The 21129-nt window shown below is 72.9% G+C and carries 21 protein-coding genes and 1 riboswitch; of the genes, 5 read left to right on the top strand and 16 right to left on the bottom strand.

Annotated features, from left to right (window positions below; translation table 11 throughout):
* Window positions 1–5 precede the first annotated feature (5 nt).
* From D0Z67_RS04085 to D0Z67_RS04125, 9 genes are all read right to left on the bottom strand, one after another.
* Complete coding sequence (locus D0Z67_RS04085; protein ID WP_031180213.1) at window positions 6–1124, bottom strand: hemolysin family protein; 1119 nt, start codon at window positions 1122–1124, stop codon at window positions 6–8.
* Complete coding sequence (locus tag D0Z67_RS04090; protein WP_031180212.1) at window positions 1121–2455, bottom strand: hemolysin family protein; 1335 nt, start codon at window positions 2453–2455, stop codon at window positions 1121–1123. Before D0Z67_RS04090 ends, D0Z67_RS04085 begins: the two co-directional genes overlap by 4 nt.
* Window positions 2456–2738: 283 nt before the next feature.
* Window positions 2739–3209 carry a PH domain-containing protein gene (locus tag D0Z67_RS04095; protein ID WP_031180211.1) on the bottom strand — a complete coding sequence of 157 codons (471 nt, stop codon included), beginning with the start codon at window positions 3207–3209 and terminating at the stop codon, window positions 2739–2741.
* Window positions 3210–3224: 15 nt separating this feature from the next.
* Window positions 3225–4073: an ATP phosphoribosyltransferase gene (hisG, locus tag D0Z67_RS04100; RefSeq protein WP_031180210.1), complete on the bottom strand. Its 849-nt coding sequence runs from the start codon at window positions 4071–4073 to the stop codon at window positions 3225–3227.
* A 60-nt stretch (window positions 4074–4133) separates the two neighbouring features.
* Window positions 4134–4406, bottom strand: a complete 273-nt coding sequence (locus tag D0Z67_RS04105; protein WP_006378313.1) for a phosphoribosyl-ATP diphosphatase — start codon at window positions 4404–4406, stop codon at window positions 4134–4136.
* A gap of 34 nt (window positions 4407–4440) precedes the next feature.
* The gene (gene ribH, locus D0Z67_RS04110; RefSeq protein ID WP_031180209.1) at window positions 4441–4929 is read right to left on the bottom strand and encodes a 6,7-dimethyl-8-ribityllumazine synthase; all 489 of its coding nucleotides are present in this window, start codon (window positions 4927–4929) and stop codon (window positions 4441–4443) included.
* Between the two features lie 44 nt (window positions 4930–4973).
* Window positions 4974–6293: a bifunctional 3,4-dihydroxy-2-butanone-4-phosphate synthase/GTP cyclohydrolase II gene (locus D0Z67_RS04115; RefSeq protein WP_031180208.1), complete on the bottom strand. Its 1320-nt coding sequence runs from the start codon at window positions 6291–6293 to the stop codon at window positions 4974–4976.
* A complete protein-coding gene (locus D0Z67_RS04120) occupies window positions 6290–6931 on the bottom strand; it encodes a nicotinamide mononucleotide transporter family protein (RefSeq protein ID WP_031180207.1) in 642 nt (213 codons plus the stop codon). Before D0Z67_RS04120 ends, D0Z67_RS04115 begins: the two co-directional genes overlap by 4 nt.
* The gene (locus D0Z67_RS04125; RefSeq protein ID WP_031180206.1) at window positions 6928–7533 is read right to left on the bottom strand and encodes a riboflavin synthase; all 606 of its coding nucleotides are present in this window, start codon (window positions 7531–7533) and stop codon (window positions 6928–6930) included. Before D0Z67_RS04125 ends, D0Z67_RS04120 begins: the two co-directional genes overlap by 4 nt.
* A 156-nt stretch (window positions 7534–7689) precedes the next feature.
* Window positions 7690–7820, bottom strand: a riboswitch (FMN riboswitch).
* Window positions 7821–8139: 319 nt separating this feature from the next.
* On the opposite strand from D0Z67_RS04125, the gene D0Z67_RS04130 reads away from it, so the two are divergent.
* Window positions 8140–8880, top strand: coding sequence for an SDR family oxidoreductase (locus tag D0Z67_RS04130; RefSeq protein WP_031180205.1), 741 nt, complete (start codon window positions 8140–8142; stop codon window positions 8878–8880).
* Between the two features lie 2 nt (window positions 8881–8882).
* Here D0Z67_RS04130 and D0Z67_RS04135 read toward each other — a convergent pair whose 3' ends face one another.
* Entirely contained in the window at window positions 8883–10070 is a 1188-nt protein-coding gene (locus tag D0Z67_RS04135) for an ROK family transcriptional regulator (protein ID WP_031180204.1), read from the bottom strand.
* Window positions 10071–10191: 121 nt separating this feature from the next.
* Between D0Z67_RS04135 and D0Z67_RS04140 the strand changes: the two genes are divergently transcribed.
* Window positions 10192–11403: an MFS transporter gene (locus D0Z67_RS04140; protein ID WP_031180203.1), complete on the top strand. Its 1212-nt coding sequence runs from the start codon at window positions 10192–10194 to the stop codon at window positions 11401–11403.
* On the opposite strand, the gene D0Z67_RS04145 is transcribed toward D0Z67_RS04140, so the two are convergent.
* Window positions 11363–11821: an acyl-CoA thioesterase gene (locus D0Z67_RS04145; RefSeq protein ID WP_031180202.1), complete on the bottom strand. Its 459-nt coding sequence runs from the start codon at window positions 11819–11821 to the stop codon at window positions 11363–11365. The genes D0Z67_RS04140 and D0Z67_RS04145 overlap by 41 nt on opposite strands.
* A gap of 221 nt (window positions 11822–12042) precedes the next feature.
* On the opposite strand from D0Z67_RS04145, the gene D0Z67_RS04150 reads away from it, so the two are divergent.
* The 3 genes from D0Z67_RS04150 (at window position 12043) to D0Z67_RS04160 (ending at window position 15249) form a co-directional block, all read left to right on the top strand.
* The gene (locus D0Z67_RS04150; protein ID WP_031180201.1) at window positions 12043–13437 is read left to right on the top strand and encodes a uracil-xanthine permease family protein; all 1395 of its coding nucleotides are present in this window, start codon (window positions 12043–12045) and stop codon (window positions 13435–13437) included.
* A 91-nt stretch (window positions 13438–13528) separates the two neighbouring features.
* Window positions 13529–14224 carry a DUF5995 family protein gene (locus tag D0Z67_RS04155; RefSeq protein WP_031180200.1) on the top strand — a complete coding sequence of 232 codons (696 nt, stop codon included), beginning with the start codon at window positions 13529–13531 and terminating at the stop codon, window positions 14222–14224.
* A gap of 92 nt (window positions 14225–14316) precedes the next feature.
* Window positions 14317–15249, top strand: coding sequence for a TIGR03619 family F420-dependent LLM class oxidoreductase (locus D0Z67_RS04160; protein ID WP_031180199.1), 933 nt, complete (start codon window positions 14317–14319; stop codon window positions 15247–15249).
* A 35-nt stretch (window positions 15250–15284) separates the two neighbouring features.
* On the opposite strand, the gene D0Z67_RS04165 is transcribed toward D0Z67_RS04160, so the two are convergent.
* The 5 genes from D0Z67_RS04165 to D0Z67_RS04185 all read right to left on the bottom strand — a co-directional run bounded on the left by D0Z67_RS04165 (window position 15285) and on the right by D0Z67_RS04185 (window position 21048).
* A complete protein-coding gene (locus D0Z67_RS04165) occupies window positions 15285–16997 on the bottom strand; it encodes a flavin monoamine oxidase family protein (protein ID WP_031180198.1) in 1713 nt (570 codons plus the stop codon).
* A gap of 51 nt (window positions 16998–17048) precedes the next feature.
* Window positions 17049–17843, bottom strand: a complete 795-nt coding sequence (locus tag D0Z67_RS04170) for a carbon-nitrogen hydrolase family protein (RefSeq protein ID WP_031180197.1) — start codon at window positions 17841–17843, stop codon at window positions 17049–17051.
* 186 nt (window positions 17844–18029) lie between these two features.
* On the bottom strand, window positions 18030–18410 hold the full coding sequence (locus D0Z67_RS04175; protein ID WP_031180196.1) for a DUF742 domain-containing protein: 381 nt from the start codon (window positions 18408–18410) through the stop codon (window positions 18030–18032).
* A 6-nt stretch (window positions 18411–18416) separates the two neighbouring features.
* Entirely contained in the window at window positions 18417–18854 is a 438-nt protein-coding gene (locus D0Z67_RS04180) for a roadblock/LC7 domain-containing protein (RefSeq protein WP_078873132.1), read from the bottom strand.
* Complete coding sequence (locus D0Z67_RS04185) at window positions 18844–21048, bottom strand: sensor histidine kinase (RefSeq protein ID WP_051887527.1); 2205 nt, start codon at window positions 21046–21048, stop codon at window positions 18844–18846. The genes D0Z67_RS04180 and D0Z67_RS04185 overlap by 11 nt, the downstream gene beginning before the upstream one ends.
* Window positions 21049–21129: the final 81 nt, after the last annotated feature.

The raw sequence follows: 21129 nt of genomic DNA on the forward strand, positions 1-21129 counted from the left end.
CCGGCCTAGGTGGCCAGTGCCTGCTCCGGGTCCCCGCTCTTGCGCGGCCGGGCCGGGGCCGGGCGCACCGGCACCGGTTCCGTCCTCGGCGCGGGCTCCGGGGTGTCCGGGTGGGCCGGGTCGTGCACCTCGCCCACCAGCAGCTCCAGCGCGTCCTCCAGCGCGACCAGGCCCAGCACCCGGCCGGAGGCGTCCGCCACCTGGGCCAGATGCGTGGCGGCCCGGCGCATGACGGTCAGCGCGTCGTCCAGCGGGAGTTCCGCCCGCATCGTGGCCATCGGACGCCACACGTGCTGCGGCACGGCGCGGTCGGAGTCCTCCAGGTCGAGGACGTCCTTCACATGCACGTACCCCATGAACGCGCCGGTCCCGGCGGCCACCGGGAAGCGGGAGTAGCCGGTGCGCGCGGTCAGCTCGACGATCTCGCCCGGGGTCACCGAGGGCGGCACCGTGACGAGGGTCTCGCGCTTGAGCAGGACGTCGGTGACCGGGCGGGAGCCCAGCTCCAGCGCGTCCTCCAGGCGCTCCTGCGCCTCCGGGTCGAGCAGCCCGGCCTGGCCGGAGTCCTCCAGCAGGCGGTTGAGCTGCTCGCTGGTGACGACGGCCTCGACCTCGTCCTTGGGCTCGACCCGGAACAGCCGCAGGATGCCCTGCGCACAGGCGCCGAGCGCCACGGTGACGGGCTTGCAGATCCGGGCGAAGTACACCAGGCCGGGGCCCAGCCACAGCGCGGCCTTCTCCGGCGCGGCCATGGCCAGGTTCTTCGGCACCATCTCACCGATGACCAGGTGGAAGAAGACCACCGCGGCCAGCGCGATCACATAGCCCAGCGGGTGGATCACACCCTCGGGGACATGGACGGCCTCGAACACCGGCTCCAGCAGATGGGCCACGGTCGGCTCGGCCACCGCGCCCAGGGTCAGCGAGCAGACGGTGATGCCGAACTGGGCGGCCGCCATCATCTGCGGCAGCCGCTCCAGACCGTGCAGCACCTGGCGGGCGCGCGCGGTGCCGACCGGCTCGATCTGGCTGCGCCGGACGGAGACGAGCGCGAACTCGGCGCCGACGAAGAATCCGTTGGCGAGCACGAGCAGCGCGGCGAAGAGGAGTTGGACGACGCTCATCGGGCGGCCTCCGTCTGCTGGGCGGCGGGCGCCGTCCGGACCAGGCGGACGCGCTCGGCGCGGTAGTGGCGGACCTGGCGCACGGAGAGCCGCCAGCCGGGCAGTTCGGCCCGGTCGCCGGGGGCCGGGATACGGCCGAGCAGGTCGGCCACGAGCCCGGCGACGGTCTCGTAGGGGCCCTCGGGGGCGTCCAGGCCGATGCGGGTGAGGACGTCGACTCGGCAGCCGCCGTCCACGTCCCACGCGGGTCGGCCGTCCTCGGGCGGGGCGGGCGCGACCTCGGGCACCACCTGGCGGTCGTGCTCGTCGCGGACCTCGCCGACCAGTTCCTCGACGATGTCCTCCAGCGTGACCACGCCCGCGGTGCCGCCGTACTCGTCGACGACGACCGCGATGGGCTGCTCGCTGCGCAGCCGGGTCAGCAGGGGGCGCACCGGCAGGGTCTCGGGGACCAGCAGTGCCTTGCCGGCGATCCGGGCGACCGGGGTGCGCAGGCGTTCGGCGGCCGGGACGGCGAGGGCGTCCTTGAGGTGGACCATGCCGACGATCTCGTCGATCTTGTCCCGGTAGACGGGGAAGCGGGACAGGCCGGTGGCCCGGGTGAGGTTGACGACGTCCTCGGCGGTGGCCGAGTCCTGGAGCGCGCTGACCTTCACCCGCGGGGTCATGACGTGCTGCGCGGTCAGGTCGCCGAGGGACAGGGTGCGGACGAACAGGTCGGCCGTGTCCTGCTCCAGGGCCCCGGCCCGCGCGGAGTGCCGGGCCAGGGAGACCAGTTCGCCGGGGGTGCGGGCGGAGGCCAGCTCGTCGGCGGGCTCGACGCCCAGGGCGCGCACCAGCCGGTTGGCGACCGTGTTGAGCACGGAGATCACCGGCCGGAACAGCCGGGAGAACACGCGCTGCGGACCCGCGACGAACCCCGCGACCTGGAGCGGCTTGGAGACCGCCCAGTTCTTGGGGACCAGCTCACCGACGACCATCTGGATCGCGGAGGCCAGCAGCATGCCGACCACCACCGCGATGCCGGATGCCGCGCCCTCGGGGATGCCGAGCGCGCCGAGCGGGCCGCCGAGCAGGTCCGCGAGGGCCGGTTCGGCGAGCATGCCGACGACGAGCGAGGTGATGGTGATGCCGAGCTGGGTGCCGGAGAGCTGGAAGGAGAGTTCCTTCAGCGACTCCACGACCGTACGGGCGCGCTTGTCGCCCTCGGCCGCGGCCTGCTCGGCGTCCTGGCGCTCGACGGTGACGAGGCCGAACTCGGCGGCCACGAAGAACCCGTTGGCCAGGATCAGCAGGAAGGCCGCTCCGAGGAGCAGCAGGGGGATGCTCATGATGCCGCCGCCTCCGCGTGCCCGTGGACCGGGTGGTCCGCGGTATGTCGGCTGGGGGCGGCGCAGGTACTACAGGACGATCCGTCCATCGCCGGAGAGGGTCACTCCTCGGATAGCAGGGAAAACCTCCGCGCGCCGGGCGTGGCACGACGGAGGCGGAGGCATGTGGAAAAACGCCTCCGCCAACAGATTAGTCAAGACCGGGGCAGGTGCGGCAAGGGTGACCGCCCCTGAATGGCCCCCGATCCGGGACCCCGGGGGGTCCCGGAGGCCGCTTCGGGCCTCAGCTCCGGGGGAACTCGGGATCGCGCGGCGCCTGCTGCTCCACCAGAGTGCGCAGGCTGCGCGCGTCGGCGATGGCGCGCTGCTTGGCGACGCCGGGCTGGATGCCGAGCGCGGCCAGGCTGGTGCCGTCGCTGAGGTCGAGGAACACCCAGGGGTCCCCCACGCGCAGGTTGACCCCGACGATCTCGGCCCAGGCCAGCTTGCGGCTGCCCGCGATGTTGACGACCGTGACGCCGGACTCCTCGGCGACCACCTTCACCCGGCCCAGCCGGGCCAGCACCCAGGCCATCAGGGCCCCGGTGACGATGAAGGTGAGGCGCTCCCCCGGCCCCAGGTCGAGCAGCAGGGCGACGGCGGCGACGACCAGGAAGATCGCCAGCCCGGCGGTGAGCAGGATCACCCGGGTGCGTTCCGGCCGGAAGGTGACCGGGAGGGCGGGCGGGGCGGGGGGCTGGGACGGCTCGGACATCTGACTCGCGGTTCCTCAGAGACGGCAGGCGTGGATGGCCGTGGTCAGGATGGCCCGCGCGCCGATGGCGTAGAGGTCGTCCATGATCCGCTGGGCATCCTTGGTGGGGACCATGGCGCGCACGGCGACCCAGCCCTCGTTGTGCAGCGGGGAGACGGTCGGGGACTCCAGGCCCGGCGTGAGCGCGACGGCCTTCTCCAGCTGCTCCACGCGGCAGTCGTAGTCCATCATCACGTAGGTCCGCGCGACCAGGACGCCCTGGAGGCGGCGGAGGAACTGCTGGACCTTGGGCTCGTCGGTGTCGGCGCCGGTGCGGCGGATGACGACGGCCTCGGACTTCATGATGGGCTCGCCGAACACCTCGAGCCCGGCGTTGCGCAGCGAGGTGCCGGTCTCCACCACGTCGGCGATGATCTCGGCCACGCCCAGCTCGATCGCGGTCTCCACCGCGCCGTCGAGGTGGACCACGGAGGCGTCGATGGCGTTGTCCGCGAGGTGGCGGGCGACGATGCCCTCGTAGGAGGTGGCGACCGTGCGGCCCTTGAGGTCGGCGGTGCCCGCGAAGGTGCCGGGGCGGGCGGCGAAGTGGAAGGTGGAGCGGGCGAAGCCGAGCGGGAGGATCTCCTCGGCGCCGGCGCCGGAGTCGATCAGCAGGTCCCGGCCGGTGATGCCGATGTCGAGCTGTCCGGAGGAGACGTAGATCGCGATGTCCCGGGGGCGGAGGTAGAAGAACTCGACCTCGTTCACCGGGTCCACGGTGCGCAGTTCCTTGGACTCCCGCCGCTGCCGGTAGCCGGCCTCATGCAGCATGTCCCCCGCAGGTCCGGACAGGGAACCCTTGTTGGGGACGGCGATGCGCAGCATGAGGTCGGCTTCCTTCGTGTGACGGGGGTGGTGCGGTGGGCGGGGTGACGGGGCGACGGATCACAGATGGGCGTAGACGTCGTCCAGCGAGATTCCGCGGGCGACCATCATCACCTGGACGTGGTAGAGCAGCTGCGAGATCTCCTCGGCGGCGGCTTCCTTGCCCTCGTACTCGGCGGCCATCCAGACCTCGGCGGCCTCCTCGACGACCTTCTTGCCGATGGCATGGACGCCCTTGCCCACCAGTTCGGCGGTGCGGGAGGTGGCGGGGTCGCCGGTGGCTGCCTTGTGCTGGAGCTCGGTGAAGAGCTCCTCGAACGTCTTATTGGACATGGTGGTCCTCAGCCTACGCGGTCCGGGCGGGGTCTCAGTGCCAGGGTTCGGAGACCGAACGGAGCGTGGCGGCCGTGGCCACGGCCGCGGTGACCGCCTCGTGGCCCTTGTCCTCGCTGGAGCCCTCGATGCCGGCCCGGTCCAGGGCCTGCTCCTCGGTGTCGCAGGTGAGGACGCCGAAGCCGACGGGGACGCCGGTCTGCACCGAGACCTGGGTGAGGCCCTGGGTGACGCCCTGGCACACATAGTCGAAGTGGGGGGTGCCGCCGCGGATGACGACACCGAGGGCGACCACGGCGTGGTAGCCGCGGTCGGCCAGGACCTTGGCGGCGACGGGGAGTTCGAAGCTGCCCGGGACCCTGATCAGGGTCGGCTCGTCGATCCCCAGGTCGTGCAGGGCGCGCAGGGCGCCGTTCACCAGACCGTCCATCACCTTGTCGTGCCACTGCGCCGCGATGACGGCGACCCTGAGGTCGCTGACGTTGCTGCGTACGGAGATCTCCGGTGCACCCTTGCCGCTCACGTTGCTCCTTCGCGCTGTTCGCTCTGTGTCGCTTGCTGGATCGCTTACTGGTTGCCGCAGGTGGACACGGCGGGGGTGTCCAGCCAGGGCAGGTCGTGGCCCATCCGGTCGCGCTTGGTGCGCAGGTACCGGACGTTGTGCTCGTCGGCGTGGACCGGCATCGGCTCGCGGCCGCTGACCTGGATGCCGTGCCGGGTGAGCGCCTCGGTCTTGTCGGGGTTGTTGGTCATCAGGCGTACGTCGCGCACGCCGAGGTCGGCCAGGATCTGGGCGCCGGCCGCGTAGTCGCGGGCGTCGGCGGGCAGACCGAGCTCCAGGTTGGCGTCGAGGGTGTCCCGGCCGCGCTCCTGGAGTTCGTAGGCGCGCAGCTTGGACAGCAGGCCGATGCCGCGTCCCTCGTGGCCGCGCAGGTAGACGACGACGCCCCGGCCCTCGGCGTGGATGCGGTCGAGGGCGGCGTCGAGCTGGGGGCCGCAGTCGCAGCGCAGGGAGGCGAAGACGTCGCCGGTGAGGCACTCGGAGTGGACGCGGGCGAGTACGCCGGTGCCGTCGCCGAGGTCGCCGTGGACGAGGGCGACGTGTTCGACGCCGTCGGGGGCCCGGTAGCCGTAGGCGGTGAAGGTGCCGTGCCGGGTGGGCAGGCTGGTCTCGGCCTCGCGGCGGACGGTGGGCGCGACGGCTGCCACGGCCTGTTCACCGGCGGTCTCCGGGGTGCGGAGATGGGCGACGAGGTCGGCGATGGAGATGATCGTCAGCCCGTGCTTGCGGGCGAACGGGATCAGCTCGGGCAGCCGCAGCATGCGGCCGTCCTCGCCGGCGATCTCCACGATGGCTCCGGCGGGGCGGAGTCCGGCGAGGCGGGCGAGGTCGACGGCGGCCTCGGTGTGGCCGTCGCGGACCAGGACGCCGCCCTCGCGGGCGCGCAGCGGGAAGATGTGGCCGGGGCGGACCAGGTCGGCCGGCCGGGCGGTGCCGCTCGCCAGCAGCTTCAGGGTGGTGGCGCGGTCGGTGGCGGAGATGCCGGTGGTCACGCCGTGCGCGGGCGAGGCGTCCACGGAGACGGTGAAGGCGGTCTTCATCGACTCGGTGTTGTCCTCGACCATCTGCGGCAGGTTCAGCCGGTCGAGTTCGGCGCCCTCCATGGGGGCGCAGATCAGGCCCCGGCACTCGCTCATCATGAAGGCGACGATCTCGGGGGTGACCTTCTCGGCGGCAATGACGAGGTCGCCCTCGTTCTCGCGGTCCTCGTCGTCCACGACCACCACGGGGCGGCCCGCGGCGATGTCGGCGACGGCCTGCTCGACGGGGTCGAGGCGGAGGTCTTCGATGCTGTCACCGGGGTGCAGCGGGGGTGCCGAGGTCATGCGGGCGTTCCTTCCAGGACGGGCCGCGCGTTCTCGCGGGAGCGCAGCCACCAGTCGCGCATGCCCCACAGGACGAGCGCGCCGTAGATCACGTAGACGAAGCCGGAGAAGGCGTAGCCGCCTGCGAAGTTGAGCGGGACGCCGACCACGTCGACGAGCAGCCAGGCGATCCAGAACTCGACCATGCCCTTGGCCTGGGCGTACATGGCGACGATGGTGCCGACGAAGATGTAGGCGTCCGGCCAGGGGTCCCAGGACAGCGACGGGTACGCGGTGAAGAGCAGCGCGACGGCGACGGTGCCGGCGGCGGCCGCCGCGATCATGACGGCGCGTTCGCGCCAGGTGGCGAAGCGGGGGGCGATGTGGCCGTCGGCGGCCTTGCCGCGGTTGCGGCTCCACTGCCAGAAGCCGTAGACGGCGACGGCCATGACGACGACCTGCTTGCCCGCGCTGCCGGCGAGGTGGCCGTAGAAGGCGGCGAAGAGGATCAGGCCGGAGACGAGCTGAACCGGCCAGGTCAGGAGGGACCGGCGCCAGCCGAGGGCGAGGGCGGCCAGGCCGAAGAGGTTGCCGGTCATGTCCGACCAGAGGATGTGCTGGCCGAACAGGGTGAACGCCTCGGTGTTGAGCGAGTTCACGCGCCTGCCTCCTGTCCGGCGGCGAGCAGCCGCTCGACGTACTTGGCGATGACGTCGACCTCGAGGTTGACCGGGTCGCCGGGCTGCTTGTGGCCGAGCGTGGTCAGCGCGAGCGTGGTGGGGATGAGGCTGACGGTGAAGAAGTCGGGTCCCGCCTCGACCACGGTGAGGCTGATGCCGTCGACCGTGATGGAGCCCTTCTCCACGACGTAGCGGGAGAGGGTGGCGGGCAGCGAGATCTTCACGATCTCCCAGTGCTCGGACGGGGTACGGGCGAGCACCTCGCCGGAGCCGTCGACGTGGCCCTGCACGATGTGGCCGCCGAGGCGGGCGCCGACGGCGGTGGGGCGTTCGAGGTTGACGCGGGAGCCGACGGCGAGGGCGCCGAGGCTGGAGCGCTTGAGGGTCTCGGCCATGACGTCGGCGGTGAACTCGTCACCCTCGTGGTCGACCACGGTGAGACAGACGCCGTTGACGGCGATGGAGTCCCCGTGCCGCGCGCCTTCGGTGACGACGGGGCCACGGAGCCGGAAACGGGAGGCGTCGCCGAGGTTCTCGACGGCGGTGACCTCGCCCAGCTCTTCCACGATTCCGGTGAACACGTCCCCGGTCCTCCTGCCTCTTCGGGCACGGACTCCGGGGGCCGGTCGATGACGACGGCATGGACGAGGGGAATGCACCTGAGTCACGACGCCGAGAGGGACCCGTCCCGAGGGACGAGACCTGAATACGGCGGCGCGCATGGTGATGCCCGCCCGCCGCGCACTGCCTCCCATCCGGACTTTAACCGTCGGTCCAGGAATTTCACCTGGTCAACCGGCCGCTGGAAGCGACCGGGTCGCGGACTGTAACCGCCGGTTCGGACTTTCACCGACCCCGGAGTGCGCTGCTTCTGGTACACCGCAAGTCTGCCACGCCCGCCGGTCGGCCATACAGGGGACCGGTGTGGGCTGCCTCACAGGCGCACCAGCCGGGTGGACACCCGGCACAACACCCGCACATCACAAGGGAATTCAGCTTGGTCCGGACCTATTGACCGGAGTGGTCTAGTCCTTTTATGGTGCGACCGGACCCGGCGGCGGTGACGAAGGCCCTTGCCCGCCGCCGGGTCACCCCAAGCCGCATGTCACATCCGCCGGGGCCCGCGCCGTCCTGGTTCACGGGGCGTGCCGAACGGGCCGCCCCGGACCTTCGGGAAGGCGAGCGGCATGACCACGACCCTGGTGACGGGCGGTACCGGCACACTCGGCCGGCCGGTGACGGACAAGCTCCGGGCGGACGGCCGCGAGGTACGGGTGCTCAGCCGGCACAGCGAGCCGTACGCGGCCGATCTCCGCCGGGGCGGACCCGCGCTGGACGCGGCGCTGGCCGGAGTGGACACCGTGGTGCACTGCGCCAGTTCCCCCAACGGCGGCGACGAGAAGGCCGCGGCCCAGCTGATCGCGGCCGCGCGGCGGGCCGGGGTGGCCCACCTGGTGTACATCTCCATCGTCGGCGTGCACCGGGTGCCGCTGCAGTACTACCGGGCCAAGCTCGCGGTGGAGCGGCGGATCGAGGAGTCCGGACTCGGCTGGACGGTGCTGCGCGCGACCCAGTTCCACGACCTGATGGTCACCTTCCTCAGCAGACTCACCGCACCCCCGCTGGCCCTCCTCCCGGCCGCGCTGTCCGACCAGCCGGTGGAGGTCTCCGAAGTGGCCGCCCGGCTCGCGGAGTTGGCCCTCGCCTCCCCCGCGGGCCGCGTCCCCGACCTGGGCGGCCCCGAGATCCGCTCCGTCCCCTCCCTGGCCCGCGCCTACCTGAACGCCACGGGCAGACACCGCCGCCTGCTGGAGGTCCCCCTCTTCGGCCGCACCTACGACGCCTTCCGCACGGGCGGCCACCTGACCCCGGAACAGGCGGTGGGCAAGGGCACGTTCGAGGAGTACCTGGCGCGGCGGTTCGGCTGAACCTACGGCGCGAACAGTTCGTCCTGCGCCCGGTCGCGGGCCGTCAGGAGGGCACCGCGCAGGACGGCCGCGCCGCCGAGGGTGCCGGGGCGGACCTCGGTGGGGAGGGGGGACATGCGGTTCAGGCGGGCGCCGACCCGGGCCGCGAGGGACTCGCCGCCGGCCTGGCCGACCTCGCCGCCGAGGACCACGCAGCCGGGGTCGAGGATGGCGGTGACGGCGGCGGTGCCGATGGCGATGCGGTCGGCCAGGGTGTCGAGGAAGCGGACGGCGGGGCCCTCCCCTGCGGTCACCGCCCGCGCGACCAGCCGCGCCGCGCCCGGACCGTCCGGCGGGCCCTCGACCCGGAGGCCGTGCTCGCGGGCGAGGGCGCCGATCGCGGCGGCGCCCGCGAGGGCGTGGAAGCCGCCGTCGCAGTCGGTCGCCGAGGGCAGCGAGCCGGTGCCGGGGACGGGCAGGAAGCCGATCTCGCCGGTGCCGCCGGAGGCGCCCCGGCGCAGACGGCCGTCGAGGACGACGGCGGCGCCGACCCCGTGCCCGAGCCACAGCAGCACGAAGGTGTCCCGGTCCCGGGCGGCACCCTCGCGCTGCTCGGCGACGGCCGCGAGGTTGGTCTCGTTCTCGACGGTGACCCGCGCCTTCGGCAGCCGCCACTGAAGTGCGGCGACCAGGCTGCGGTGCCAGGCGGGCAGCCCGCTGGAGTCGCGCAGGTCACCGGTGGCGGGGTCGACCAGACCGGGCGCGCCGATACCGACGGTGTGCAGCCCCGCCCACGCGTCCGGCCCCGCCTTCCGCGCCGCCTCCTCCACGGCCGCGACCGCCTGCTCGACGGCGGGTCCGGTGCCGCTCCCCGCGTCGATGGGCACCGCCACCTCCGCCAGCACCCGCCCGACCAGGTCGGAGACGAGCACCAGCACGCCCCCGGTGCGCACGTCGAGGGCGGCCAGATGGGCGCGGTCGGCGGCGATGCCGTACAGCCGGGCGTTGGGGCCCCGGCGCTGCTCGCCCGACTCCCCCACCACCCGGATCAGGCCGGAGACGGTGAGGCGCTCGACGAGGTCGCTCACGGTGGGCCGGGACAAGCCGGTGAGCTGCTTGAGCTGTCCCGCCGTCAGCGGGCCCTCCTGCTGCAACAGCCGCAGGGCGAGCCGGTCGTTGATGGCCCGTGCGGTGCTCGGTGATGCGGGCATGACGGGAATCCTCCCAGAGACGGGCCACTGGACGCACTCTATCTATCAGGCAGGGTCCCTGATAGTTTGCGCGGGTGCCGAGGACGGTACAGCGAGCGACTCCCTGGGGAGGGACGTGACAATGGGTGACGTGAGCCGGCCGGCCGGGGAGGTCAGGCGCGCCCGGTACGCCGTGGCCGCCGTGTTCGCCGTGCACGGCGCGGTGACGGGATCGTTCGCCACCCGCGTGCCGTGGATCCAGGAGCACGCGGGGCTCAGCGCGGGACAGCTGGGCTTCGCGCTCGCCTTCACGGCGCTCGGGGCCTCCGTCGCGATGCCGCTGGCGGGCCGGATCAGCCACCGCTTCGGCAGCCGTACGGCCCTGCGCGGGCTGCTCGCGCTGTGGACGCTCTCGCTGGTACTGCCCTCGCTGGCGCCGAACCTGCTCACGCTGTGCCTGGGGATGTTCGCCTACGGCGCCGCCTCCGGCATGGCGGACGTGGTGATGAACGCGCTCGGGGTGGAGGTCGAGCGGCTGCTCGGGAAGTCGATCATGTCGGGACTGCACGGCATGTGGAGCACGGGCGCGCTGATCGGCTCGGCGGCGGGCACGCTGGCCGCGCATCTCGGCTCGGACGCCCGGCTGCACCATCTGCTGGCCGCCGCCGTGCTCACCCTGCTCGGCCAGCTGGCCTGCGCCTGGGTGCTGGACGTACAGCCCGCCGAGGACGAGGAGCCGCCGCCGAGGTTCGCGCTGCCGCCCCGCTCGGCCCTGCTGATCGGCGCGGTCGGCTTCTGCGCGGTGTTCGCCGAGGGGGCGAGCCTGGACTGGTCGGCGGTGTTCCTGCGGGACCGGCTGGACGGCTCGCCGGGCCTGGCGGCGGCCACCACGACCGGGTTCATGCTGACCATGGCCGTCGCCCGGATCGCCGGGGACGCGGTGGTGAACCGCTTCGGCGCGGTCCGTACGGTCCGGTCGGGCGGGCTGCTCGCCGGGGTGGGCGGGCTGCTGGTGGTCCTCGCGGACCGGCCACCGCTGGCCATGACCGGCTTCGCGCTGATGGGGCTCGGCATCGCGGTGGTCGTCCCGCTGTGCTTCGCGGCGGCCGGGCACTCCGGACCCAACCCGAGCCAGGCCATCGCGGGCGTGGCGACCATCACCTACACCTCGGGACTGGTCGCGCCGAGCCTGATCGGCGGGGTGGCCGAGGCGACCAGCCTGACCGTGTCGTTCGTCGTGGTCACCGTGCTGGCCTGCGCGCTGGCCGGGTTCGCGGGCGTACTGCGCACCGCCGAGCGCGGGGGCGGCGAGGTCAGCCGGCAGGCCGCAGCAGTTCCCGGCCCGCCTGCCTGAACCCCTCGCTCCAGGGCGCGGGCCGCAGCGTGTCCGCGTCCAGCCGGACCAGGACGCGGGTGCCGCGCGCGTAGGTCGTGGCGCCGTCGGCCGAGCAGAGCCGGAAGCCGTAGGTGAGGCCGGTGGTGCCGAGCCGGTCCAGCCAGAGGTGGACTGCGTAGACGCCGGGGCGGGTGACGGGCGCCTCATAGCCGATGACGAGTTCGCGGACCGCGTTGCAGGCGTCGCCGGCCGCCGCCCAGTCGCCGTCGAAGCGGACCCCGCGCGCGCTCCACAGCTCGGTCCAGGCCCGCTCGACCAGCAGCGGGTAGCGGGCGTTGTGCAGCAGCCCGAGTGCGTCCAGGTCGTCGAAGTGCACGGCGACGGGGACGAGTTGGCCGTACGGGACGGTGGGAGCGGTCGGGGCTTCGGCGGTCACGGGCGGGGCTCCTGGGCACGGTGGGCGGGGCGGCGCACGCCCCCGGACCTCACCATACTAAGCGACCGCTCAGGACCTCTGAGGGGGAACTCCCCTGGTCAGGACGGGGTCCCCGGACACCCGTTCCCGGCGCGCGAGGGGCACCGCGGGCGCGAAGCGCACCTTCGTACCCCTGACAATGGTGCGGACCCTCTTCAGTACAGAGAAAGCGAAACCCCACCATGGACCTCGGCGTGCGCTGGAAGCTGCACGGTGACGGGAAGAGTCCCGCACCCGGAGCGGTGGTACGCCCCGACGAACGGCTGACCTGGCCGCGCACGGTGGGCCTGGGCGCCCAGCACGTCGTGGCGATGTTCGGCGCCTCCTTCGTCGCCCCCGTGCTCATGGGCCTGGACCCCAACCTGGCGATCATGATGTCGGGTGTGGCGACGGTGATCTTCCTGCTCGCCACGCGCGGCCGGGTCCCCAGCTACCTGGGCTGCTCGCTGTCCTTCGTGGGCGTGGCGGCGGTGATCCGCGCGGACGGCGGCAGCAGCGCCACCGTGACCGGCGCGATCCTCGTGGTCGGCGTGGTGCTGTTCCTGGTGGGTCTCGCGGTGCAGAAGTTCGGCGCGCGGATCATCCACGCCGCGATGCCGCCGATCGTCACGGGCGCCGTGGTCATGCTGATCGGCTTCAACCTGGCGCCGGTCACCGCGACGACGTACTGGCCGCAGGACCAGTGGACGGCGCTGCTGGTGATGCTGTTCACCGGTCTGGCCGTGGTCTGCCTGCGCGGTTTCTGGTCGCGCATCGCCATCTTCCTGGGCCTGGTGTTCGGCTACCTGATCTCCTGGATCTTCGACCTGACCCTCGGCAAGATCCACTCGGCGGACGCGAGCGGCAAGGTCACCGACCACTGGCGCCTGGACCTCTCCGGCGTCTCCAAGGCGGACTGGATCGGCCTGCCCACCTTCCACGGGCCCACCTTCCAGTGGTCGGCGATCCTGGTCGCGCTGCCCGTGGTGATCGCGCTGGTCGCGGAGAACGCGGGCCACGTCAAGGCGGTCGGCGAGATGACCGGCGACTCGCTGGACGACAAGCTCGGTACCGCGATCTCGGCGGACGGCATCGCCTCGGTGCTCTCCACCGCCGTGGGCGGCCCGCCGAACACCACCTACTCCGAGAACATCGGCGTGATGGCCGCGACCCGCGTCTACTCCACGGCCGCCTACTGGGCCGCCGCCTGCTTCGCCCTGCTGTTCGGCGTCTGCCCCAAGTTCGGCGCCGTGGTGGCCGCGATCCCCGGCGGTGTCCTCGGCGGCATCACGGTCATCCTGTACGGCATGATCGGCCTGCTCGGCGCGCAGATCTGGCTGCACGGCAAGGTGGACCTGCGCAATCCGCTGAACCTGGTCCCGGCGGCCGCGGGCATCATCATCGGCGTCGGCAACGTCACCATGAAGTTCACCGACACCTTCTCGCTGAGCGGGATCGCGCTGGGCACCCTGGTCGTCATCACCGGCTACCACGCCCTGCGCGCCTTCGCCCCGGCCCACCTCAAGACGCAGCAGCCGCTGCTGGACGAGGGCACCTCGTCGTACGACAAGCCGGCGGACGGTCCCGGCACGCCGTAGCGGCGCGCGTACCGGCCCGGCGTTCGCTCGTTCCGGCGAAGCACCGGGCCGGTCGGCCCACCGGCCGGTGCGCGGCTGCCACCCTTCCCCCATGGTGCTGCCGCGATACTCCACCACCCCCGTCGACGCCGTCCTGAACCGGATGCGCGCGCTCGACGCGGCACTTCCCGGGCAGGACGGGGTCGCCGTCTTCAACCGGGTCTACCTCACCGTCACCGAGGAGGTGGACCGGCGGCTGGACGCCGGGGAGTTCCCGGACCCGTGCGCGGCGGCCGCACTGGACGTCCGGTTCGCGGAGCGCTACCTCGCCGCCGTGGACGCGGTCGAGGACGACCGCAGGCCGCCCGCCTGCTGGCGCCCGCTGTTCCAGCTCCGCCGCCACCCCGGCGTACGGCCCCTGCAGTTCGCGCTGGCCGGCATCAACGCCCATATCGGGCACGATCTGGCGCTCGCCGTGGTCGACACCTGCCGGGTGCTGGGGTGCGCGCCGGCCGAGCTGGAGGACGAGTTCGACCGGGTCGGCGAGCTGCTGGCCGAGCTGGAGGAGCGCATCCGCGAGGATCTGATGCCGGGTCCCGACCTGCTCCAGATCGCCGACCCGATCACACATCTGCTGGGCGCGTGGAGCCTGGAGCGGGCCCGCGACGCCACCTGGTCGGCGGCCCGGGTGCTGTGGGCGCTGCGCCGCTGCGGCGACATGGCCGAGGAGTTCACCACCCGGCTGGACGCGGCGGTCGGCTTCGCGGGGCGGATGCTGCTGACACCGCTGGGTGACTGCGGGGACTGACGTGGCCTGAAGTCACTCCATCGGGTGACTTACGGAACACCCGGGCGAGGCCCGCGCGTTGAAGGGACATCCCGACGCGAAGGAGCACCGGTATGACGACCAGGCTCGGCCTCGGCCTTCCCCAGATGCGCCAGTACGACCTCGGCAGGGACGTGCCCGACGTGGCACGCGCCGCCGAGGAGATCGGTTACGACAGCCTGTGGGTCTTCGAGCGGGCCCTGGTCCCCGAGCCCGCCACCCAGGGGCTGTACGGCATACCGGGTGTGCCCTGGCCGGACTACTACCGGGGCGTGGCCGACCCGCTGGTCACCCTCACCCTGGCCGCCACCGCGACCTCGCGGGCGGAGCTGGGCTCCAGCGTGCTGGTCGCCCCGCTGCACCTCCCCTTCCAGCTCGCCAAGTCGCTGGCCACCCTTGACGCGGTGAGCGGCGGGCGGGTGATAGCGGGCTTCGGCACGGGCTGGTCCCTGGACGAGTACGCGGCCGCGGGGGTGCTCCCCTTCGAGGAGCGCGGCACGGCACTGGACGAGGTGATCGCGGTGTGCCGGGCGGTGTGGGGTCCCGATCCGGTCGTCCATCACGGCAAGACCACCGACATCGCCTCCGCGATCGTGGGCCCGAAGCCGGTGCGGCCGATCCCGGTCCTGCTGGCGGCGGCCAACCGGCGGGCGATGCGACGGCTGGTGGAGCGGGCCGACGGCTGGCTGCCCGGCGCCTACGGTCCCGAGCAGCTCGCCGCCCAGTGGCGCGACCTGCGGGAGCTGGCCGAGGAAGCCGGGCGCACCGAGCCCGTCCGTACCGTCATCCGGGTCAACGCGCGTGTGGCCGCCAAGCCGAAACCCGGCCCGGACCGTGCGCTGTTCGAGGGTGACACCGACCAGATCGCGGCCGACATCGCCGCGCACACCGGCATCGTTCCGGACGCGGAGATACTCCTCGACGTCCAGAGCGAGGCGCGGGACGCGGCCGAGCTGAAGGACACCGCCGCCGAGCTGTACGAGAAGGCGCGGGCGGCCGGGGTCTGAACCCCGGCCGGCCGCGCCCGGTCGAGCCGGCCGGCTCAGTCCTCGGGCAGCTCGACGGGCGCGATCTCGTCGTACACGTCGCCGGGGCCCGGGTTGGTCGGGTCGGTCTCGCCGCCGAAGTGCCGCATGACGCCCCAGACCGCGTTCAGCGCGGTCTGGACCGCGCCCTCGGCCCAGCCTGCCGTCCAGGAGATGTCGTCACCGGCGAGGAAGACGCCCCGCTTGTCCTCGGGCAGCCGGTCCTGCATGAAGTGCGTGAACAGGCGGCGCTGGTAGCGGTAGTGGCCGGGCAGGTTGGCCTTGAACGCGCCCATGAAGTAGGGCTCGTTCTCCCAGGAGACGGTCACCGGGTTGCCGATGATGTGCTTCCGGATGTCGACCTTCGGGTAGATCTCGCCGAGCGACTTCAGCATGACCTCCATCCGCTCGTTCGCGGACAGCGGCAGCCACTTCAGGCTGTCGTCGCACCAGGTGTAGGAGAGGCAGATGACGGCGGGCTTGTCCGGGCCCTCGTCCAGCAGGTAGGTGCCGCGCGTCATGCGGTCGGTGAGCGTCATCGACATGACGTCCCGGCCCGTCGGATTTCCCCTGTCGTCGACGGCCTTGTCCAGCCAGAACGGCCGGTCCACGGGTACGAACAGCTTGCTGGACTCCATGTAGTGGGTGCGCTCGATCGCGGTCCAGTGGTCGATCGGGAAGAGCGAGTCGTCACAGGCGATCTTGGAGAGCAGCATCCAGGACTGCGCGGTGAAGATGGCCGCCCGGTAGGTCCGGATGTCCCCGTTCGCGTCAGTGACCGTGATCCGGTTGCCGGAGGTGCGGTTCAGCCGGGTCACGGCCGGGCGGGGCTCGCCGCCGACGTGCAGGGACGCCAGCGAGGTGCCGTAGGGCCAGTGGACGATCTTCTCCGGCTCGCGCTCCCACATCCGCAGCGGCAGCTGCTGGGAGCCGCCGACGATGCCCTGGTGGTGGTCGTCGGCCTCGGTGTAGACGACGCGCAGGATCTCCAGGATGGAGTTGGGGAAGTCGGTGTCCCAGCCGCCGGTGCCGAAGCCGACCTGGCCGAAGATCTCGCGGTGCCGGAAGGACTTGAACGCCTCGGACTCGCAGAGGAAGCCGTAGAAGGTCTGGTTGTCGAGCTTCTCGACCAGCTTCGCCCAGATCTCGCGGATGCGCGGCACGTCACGCTCGCGCAGGGCGCGGTTCATGTCGGAGAAGTCGGCGCCCTCCTCCAGGCACCGGCCCCAGGCGGCGGCGACGTCCCGGTAGACCTGGGGCAGGTCCTCGACGGTCTCCGCGTAGTGCGACTCGCCCTTGAGGTCCACCACGGTCGACGGCGTGCCCTCGGCCAGCGGGTTGGGGAAGGGCCGGGTGCGCAGGCCGACGAGGTCGATGTAGTGCTGGAGCGCCGTGGAGGACGGCGGGAAGCGCATCGCGCCCATCTCGGCGGTCAGCGACTCGTCGCAGCCCTCGAACCCGACGGTACGCAGCCGCCCGCCGAGCTGGTCGGCCTCGTAGACGACGGGCTTGAGGCCCATCTTCATCAGCTCGTACGCGGCGACGATGCCGGACAGGCCGCCGCCGATGACGGCGACCTCGGTGCCGTGCTCCGTCGCCGGTATCTGGCCGAGCCCCGCCGGGTGGGCGAGGAAGTCGTCGTAGGCGTAGGGGAAGTCCGGGCCGAACATGGTGATCGGCGGCTGCTGCTCGTCGGCGTGCTCGACGGCGTTGGGCACCGTGGACGTCATGGGGTACGGACTCCTTGCGCGGAAGTACTGCGAGGAACTGTGGGGGGAGGTTCAGGCGGTGAGCGAGCCGTACAGACCGGGGCGGCGGTCGGCGAGGTACGGGTTGGCCGCGCGGGAGGCGGCCAGGAAGGCGGGATCCGCGTCGGCGAACACCAGGTCGGCCGAGGCGCGCCCGGCGCGGACGCGGGCCACCCCGTCGGGCCCGGCCAGCGTGGTGAGCCCGACGAACTCGAACTCCCCTTCCTGGCCGACCCGGTTGACGTAGGCCACGTACATCTGGTTCTCGAAGGCCCGCACCGGGATCATCGACTCCGGCACGAACTGGTACGGGTGCATCTGCGCGGTCGGCACGATCAGCAGGTCGGTGCCGGCCAGCGCGTGGGCGCGGACGTTCTCCGGGAACTCGACGTCGTAGCAGATCAGCAGGCCCACGGTGAGGCCGTTCAGCTCGGTCTGGACGACCTGGCGCCCGCCCGGTGTGAAGTGGTCGCGCTCGAAGCAGCCGAAGAGGTGGGTCTTGCGGTAGTTGGCGAGCCGGGCGCCCTCGGCCGAGATGATCTGGGCGGAGTTGTACACCGTGTCGCCGTCGCGCTCGGGGTAGCCGTAGGCGACGGCCAGGCCGTGCCGGGTGGCGATGTCGGCGACCGCGTCGGCCGAGTCGCCGTCGGCGGGCTCGGCGAGGTGCGGGATCTCGCCGCCGATCGCGTACCCGGTCAGGAACATCTCCGGTGCCGCCAGCAGCCCGGCGCCCGCCTCGGCGGCGCGGCCCGCGGCCTCGTCGAGGACCTTGAGGTTCTCGGCGACGGAACCGGGGCGGCCGGAGCTCTGGAGCAGGGCGGTGCGCATGGGTGTTCCTCACCGGGAAAAAGGGGGATTCGGGGGGCATCGGGAAGCCAGTAAGACGGTACGGTCGGCGCGCTCACCCGGACAAGAAGCACCCGTTGCGCGCCGGTGCGCGGTTCGTTGCGTCGAGGGCCCCCGCGACGGCGATTCGTTGCGCGTGCCCCTAGGGTGCACGCGCGTAGACAACGGCTACAGCTCGCGCAGCCGGCGCACGATCTCCCGCAGCAGCTCGGGGTCGGCCGCGTCGTCGTGGACCGGGTGGCGGCGGGGGGCGTCGATGCGGATCAGCCCCTGTTCGGCCAGGTCACCGAGGAGTACGCGGACGACGGTGAGCGGCAGGTCGGCGTCGGCCGCCAGCTCGACGACGGGGCGCGGACCGCGCCGGACATGACCGAGCAGCGCCGCGCGGGGGTGGTCGACGCCGGGGGCGTCCGGGCCGGGCTCCAGGGCCGTGACCCGGGACATCAGGTCGATGGCGTGCCGCCCCGAGGGCCGGGTGCGGCCACGGGTGACGGTGTAGGGGCGGACCAGCGCGCCGGTGTCCTCCTCGTACCAGATCTCCTCGTCCACCGCCGGTCACGGCGCCGAGCGGGCCGCGGCGTCCAGGTGACGGCCGAGGCGGCGGACGAGGAGGGCCATCTCGTGGGCGAGCTGCCCCACGTCGGTGCGGGCCTCGCACAGCACGGTGAGCCGGCTGCCGTGTCCGGCGGGGGTGATGAAGAGGTAGGCGTCCTCCAGCATGACCATGGTCTGCCGGACCTCACCGGCCGCGAACCGCTCCCCCGCCGAGCCGGCGAGCCCCTGGAGGCCCGAGCAGACGGCGGAGAGGTGCTCGATGTCGCGGCGGCGCATGCCGTCGGAACTGCTGAGCGGCAGTCCGTCGGCGGTCAGGAGCACGGCCTGGCGGACGTGTTCGGTGCGCGCGACGAGATCGTCGAGCAGCCAGCCCAGGTCGGTACCGGGCGCGCCCTCGGGCACGGCCGGGTTCTCCGGGTTCAGATCGTCACCGTACATCGTCGGTGTCCGTCCCTTCGTGGGCGTTGTCGTCGGCGGGAAGGCCCTTGCGGCCGTCGCTCAGGCCCCGCTGGAAGGCGGCGAACAGCGCCCGCATCTCCTCGGGGTCGGCCGCGCCGAGCGGGGTGTCGTCGGCGGGCGGCGGGTCGGCGCGGAGTTCCGGGGCGAGGGACGCCTGCCGGGTGCGGGTGGGCAGCGCGGTGGTGCCGGGAGACGCCGGGGCCGGGGCGCGCACCGGCCTGCGGGGGCTTGGCGGTGCGGGGGGCGGGCGGCGCCGAGCGGGTTCGACGGCCGCCAGGACCCCGGCCGGGATCAGCACCGTGGCGGTCGTGCCTCCGTACGGGGACTCCCCGAGGCTCACCTCGATGCCGTGCCGGGCGGCGAGACGGCCGACCACGTACAGGCCGAGCCGGTCGTGCCGGGTGGGGTCGAAGGCGTCGGGGTCGCGCAGGGTGCGCACGGCCTCCTCGCGCTGTGCGGCGTCCAGGCCGAGACCCCGGTCGTCGACGCGCAGGACGAGGTGGCCGTCCTCGTGCCCGGTGCGCAGGGTGACCTCGGTGTGCGGGGGCGAGAACAGGGTGGCGTTCTCCAGGAGTTCGGCCAGCAGGTGCACCACGTCGGCGACCGCGTCCGCCGCGATCCCGTCGTCCGGCATCGGCGGCACGACCACGCGGGCGTACGCCTCGATCTCGCCCACCGCCGAGGCGACCACGTCCGCCACCGGTACGGGCCCGCGCCAGCGGCGGCCGGGTGCGGCGCCGGAGAGGATGATCAGGCTCTCCGCGTGGCGGCGCATCCGGGTGGTGAGGTGGTCGATCCGGAACAGCTCGCGCAGCACGTCGGGGTCGTCGGTGCGCCGCTCCAGGGTGTCGACGAGCTTCAACTGCCGGTGGACCAGCGCCTGGTTGCGGCGGGCGATGTTGAGCAGGACCGCCGACAGGCCCCGGCGCAGGGCCGCTTGATGGACGGCGGCCTCGACGGCGGCCAGCCGGGCGGTGTTGAAGGAGCGGCCGACCTGGCCGATCTCGTCGTCGCACACCTCGTCCTCGGTGAGCGGCGGAGCCTCGGCCAGCGCGTCCACCCGCTCCCCCGCGCTCAGCCGGCGCATCACGTCCGGGAGTTGGCGGCTGCTGAGCAGGTCGGCCGCGTCGCGCAGGTTCTCCAGCCGCCGGGAGACGCGCCGGGCACCGCGTACCGCGAGCCACAGGGAGAGCCCCGCGACGGCCAGCCCGGCCGCGCCGACCACGGCCGCCTTGGTCAACTCCCGGTAGGCGAAGGCCCGTCCGCGTGCGGCGGAGTGCTCGGCGGCGCTGGAGCACAGCCGCATGTAGCTGTGCACGGCCCGGTCGGCGACCGACCGCCAGGTGTCGGCGGCGACGGCCTGGTCCGCGCCGTCCGCCCCGGCGGCGAGCAGCGCGTCCTCGGCGTCCTCCAGCGCCCGGTGCGGAGCGCCGTCGCGGAACTTCCCGTACAGGGCACGGGAGTCGGCGGGCAGGTCGGGCGCGTAGGTCCGCTCGAAGAGGCGGCGGTCCTCGATGGTGGCGGTGAGCGACCGGTACTCGGCCGGGGTGAGGCGGCCCGCGGCCCGTGCCCCGGCGACCAGGGCGTCCTCGCGGGAGACGAACTCGCGGACCCGGACCAGTTCGATGACGGTCTGGGACTCCCGGGCGAGCTGTCCGGCCTGGAGGGCGGTGAGCGCGGACTCGACGGCGAAGCCGGGTTCGACGAGGGCGCTGTACTCGGTGACGGCCCGGTCCCAGCCGATCCGGCGGGACAGCACGTCCCGGCGCAGCGCCTCCAGTTTCCCGGTGGCGGTGACCATGGCGTCCAGGGCCCGGCGCTGACGGGCGGTGAGCCGGTCGCGGTCGCCGCTCGTGAGGGCCCGGCGCATCGCGGTGACCGCGCGGTCGGTGCGGCGCTGCTGGGCGAGGAGGGCGGCCCCCGGCGCGCCGGCGCGCGGGTCGCCGAGGTGGGCGGCGGACAGACGGCGCTCGATCTGGATCTGCCCGATCGCGGTGTCCACAGGGGTTCCGTAGTCCTCGTAGACCCCCTGGAGCCGGAGCAGGGCCCGTAACTCCCCGGTGACGGAGACCATCGCGAAGCTCCACAGCGCGGTCAGCGCGAGGGCCGGGGCCAGGGCGAGGGCGATGATGCGGGCGCGGACGGTGCGGGGAGGGCAGACGGGCCAGCGCATGGATCACCTGTCGGTTACCAGTCGGTAGAAAGTGCCGGACAACCTACGGGACCGCTCCGGGGAGCGCAATGGTCACCGTGG

The organism is Streptomyces seoulensis (assembly GCF_004328625.1).
GTDB classification, from domain to species: domain Bacteria; phylum Actinomycetota; class Actinomycetes; order Streptomycetales; family Streptomycetaceae; genus Streptomyces; species Streptomyces seoulensis.

Excerpts from the sequence above, each read along its gene's own strand:
- D0Z67_RS04085 (WP_031180213.1), bottom strand. The coding sequence starts at position 1,124 with ATGAGCGTCGTCCAACTCCTCTTCGCCGCGCTGCTCGTGCTCGCCAAC.
- D0Z67_RS04090 (WP_031180212.1), bottom strand. The coding sequence starts at position 2,455 with ATGAGCATCCCCCTGCTGCTCCTCGGAGCGGCCTTCCTGCTGATCCTG.
- D0Z67_RS04095 (WP_031180211.1), bottom strand. The coding sequence starts at position 3,209 with ATGTCCGAGCCGTCCCAGCCCCCCGCCCCGCCCGCCCTCCCGGTCACC.
- hisG (WP_031180210.1), bottom strand. The coding sequence starts at position 4,073 with ATGCTGCGCATCGCCGTCCCCAACAAGGGTTCCCTGTCCGGACCTGCG.
- D0Z67_RS04105 (WP_006378313.1), bottom strand. The coding sequence starts at position 4,406 with ATGTCCAATAAGACGTTCGAGGAGCTCTTCACCGAGCTCCAGCACAAG.
- D0Z67_RS04115 (WP_031180208.1), bottom strand. The coding sequence starts at position 6,293 with ATGACCTCGGCACCCCCGCTGCACCCCGGTGACAGCATCGAAGACCTC.
- D0Z67_RS04130 (WP_031180205.1), top strand. The coding sequence starts at position 8,140 with ATGACCACGACCCTGGTGACGGGCGGTACCGGCACACTCGGCCGGCCG.
- D0Z67_RS04135 (WP_031180204.1), bottom strand. The coding sequence starts at position 10,070 with ATGCCCGCATCACCGAGCACCGCACGGGCCATCAACGACCGGCTCGCC.
- D0Z67_RS04140 (WP_031180203.1), top strand. The coding sequence starts at position 10,192 with ATGGGTGACGTGAGCCGGCCGGCCGGGGAGGTCAGGCGCGCCCGGTAC.
- D0Z67_RS04150 (WP_031180201.1), top strand. The coding sequence starts at position 12,043 with ATGGACCTCGGCGTGCGCTGGAAGCTGCACGGTGACGGGAAGAGTCCC.
- D0Z67_RS04155 (WP_031180200.1), top strand. The coding sequence starts at position 13,529 with ATGGTGCTGCCGCGATACTCCACCACCCCCGTCGACGCCGTCCTGAAC.
- D0Z67_RS04160 (WP_031180199.1), top strand. The coding sequence starts at position 14,317 with ATGACGACCAGGCTCGGCCTCGGCCTTCCCCAGATGCGCCAGTACGAC.
- D0Z67_RS04165 (WP_031180198.1), bottom strand. The coding sequence starts at position 16,997 with ATGACGTCCACGGTGCCCAACGCCGTCGAGCACGCCGACGAGCAGCAG.
- D0Z67_RS04170 (WP_031180197.1), bottom strand. The coding sequence starts at position 17,843 with ATGCGCACCGCCCTGCTCCAGAGCTCCGGCCGCCCCGGTTCCGTCGCC.
- D0Z67_RS04180 (WP_078873132.1), bottom strand. The coding sequence starts at position 18,854 with ATGTACGGTGACGATCTGAACCCGGAGAACCCGGCCGTGCCCGAGGGC.
- D0Z67_RS04185 (WP_051887527.1), bottom strand. The coding sequence starts at position 21,048 with ATGCGCTGGCCCGTCTGCCCTCCCCGCACCGTCCGCGCCCGCATCATC.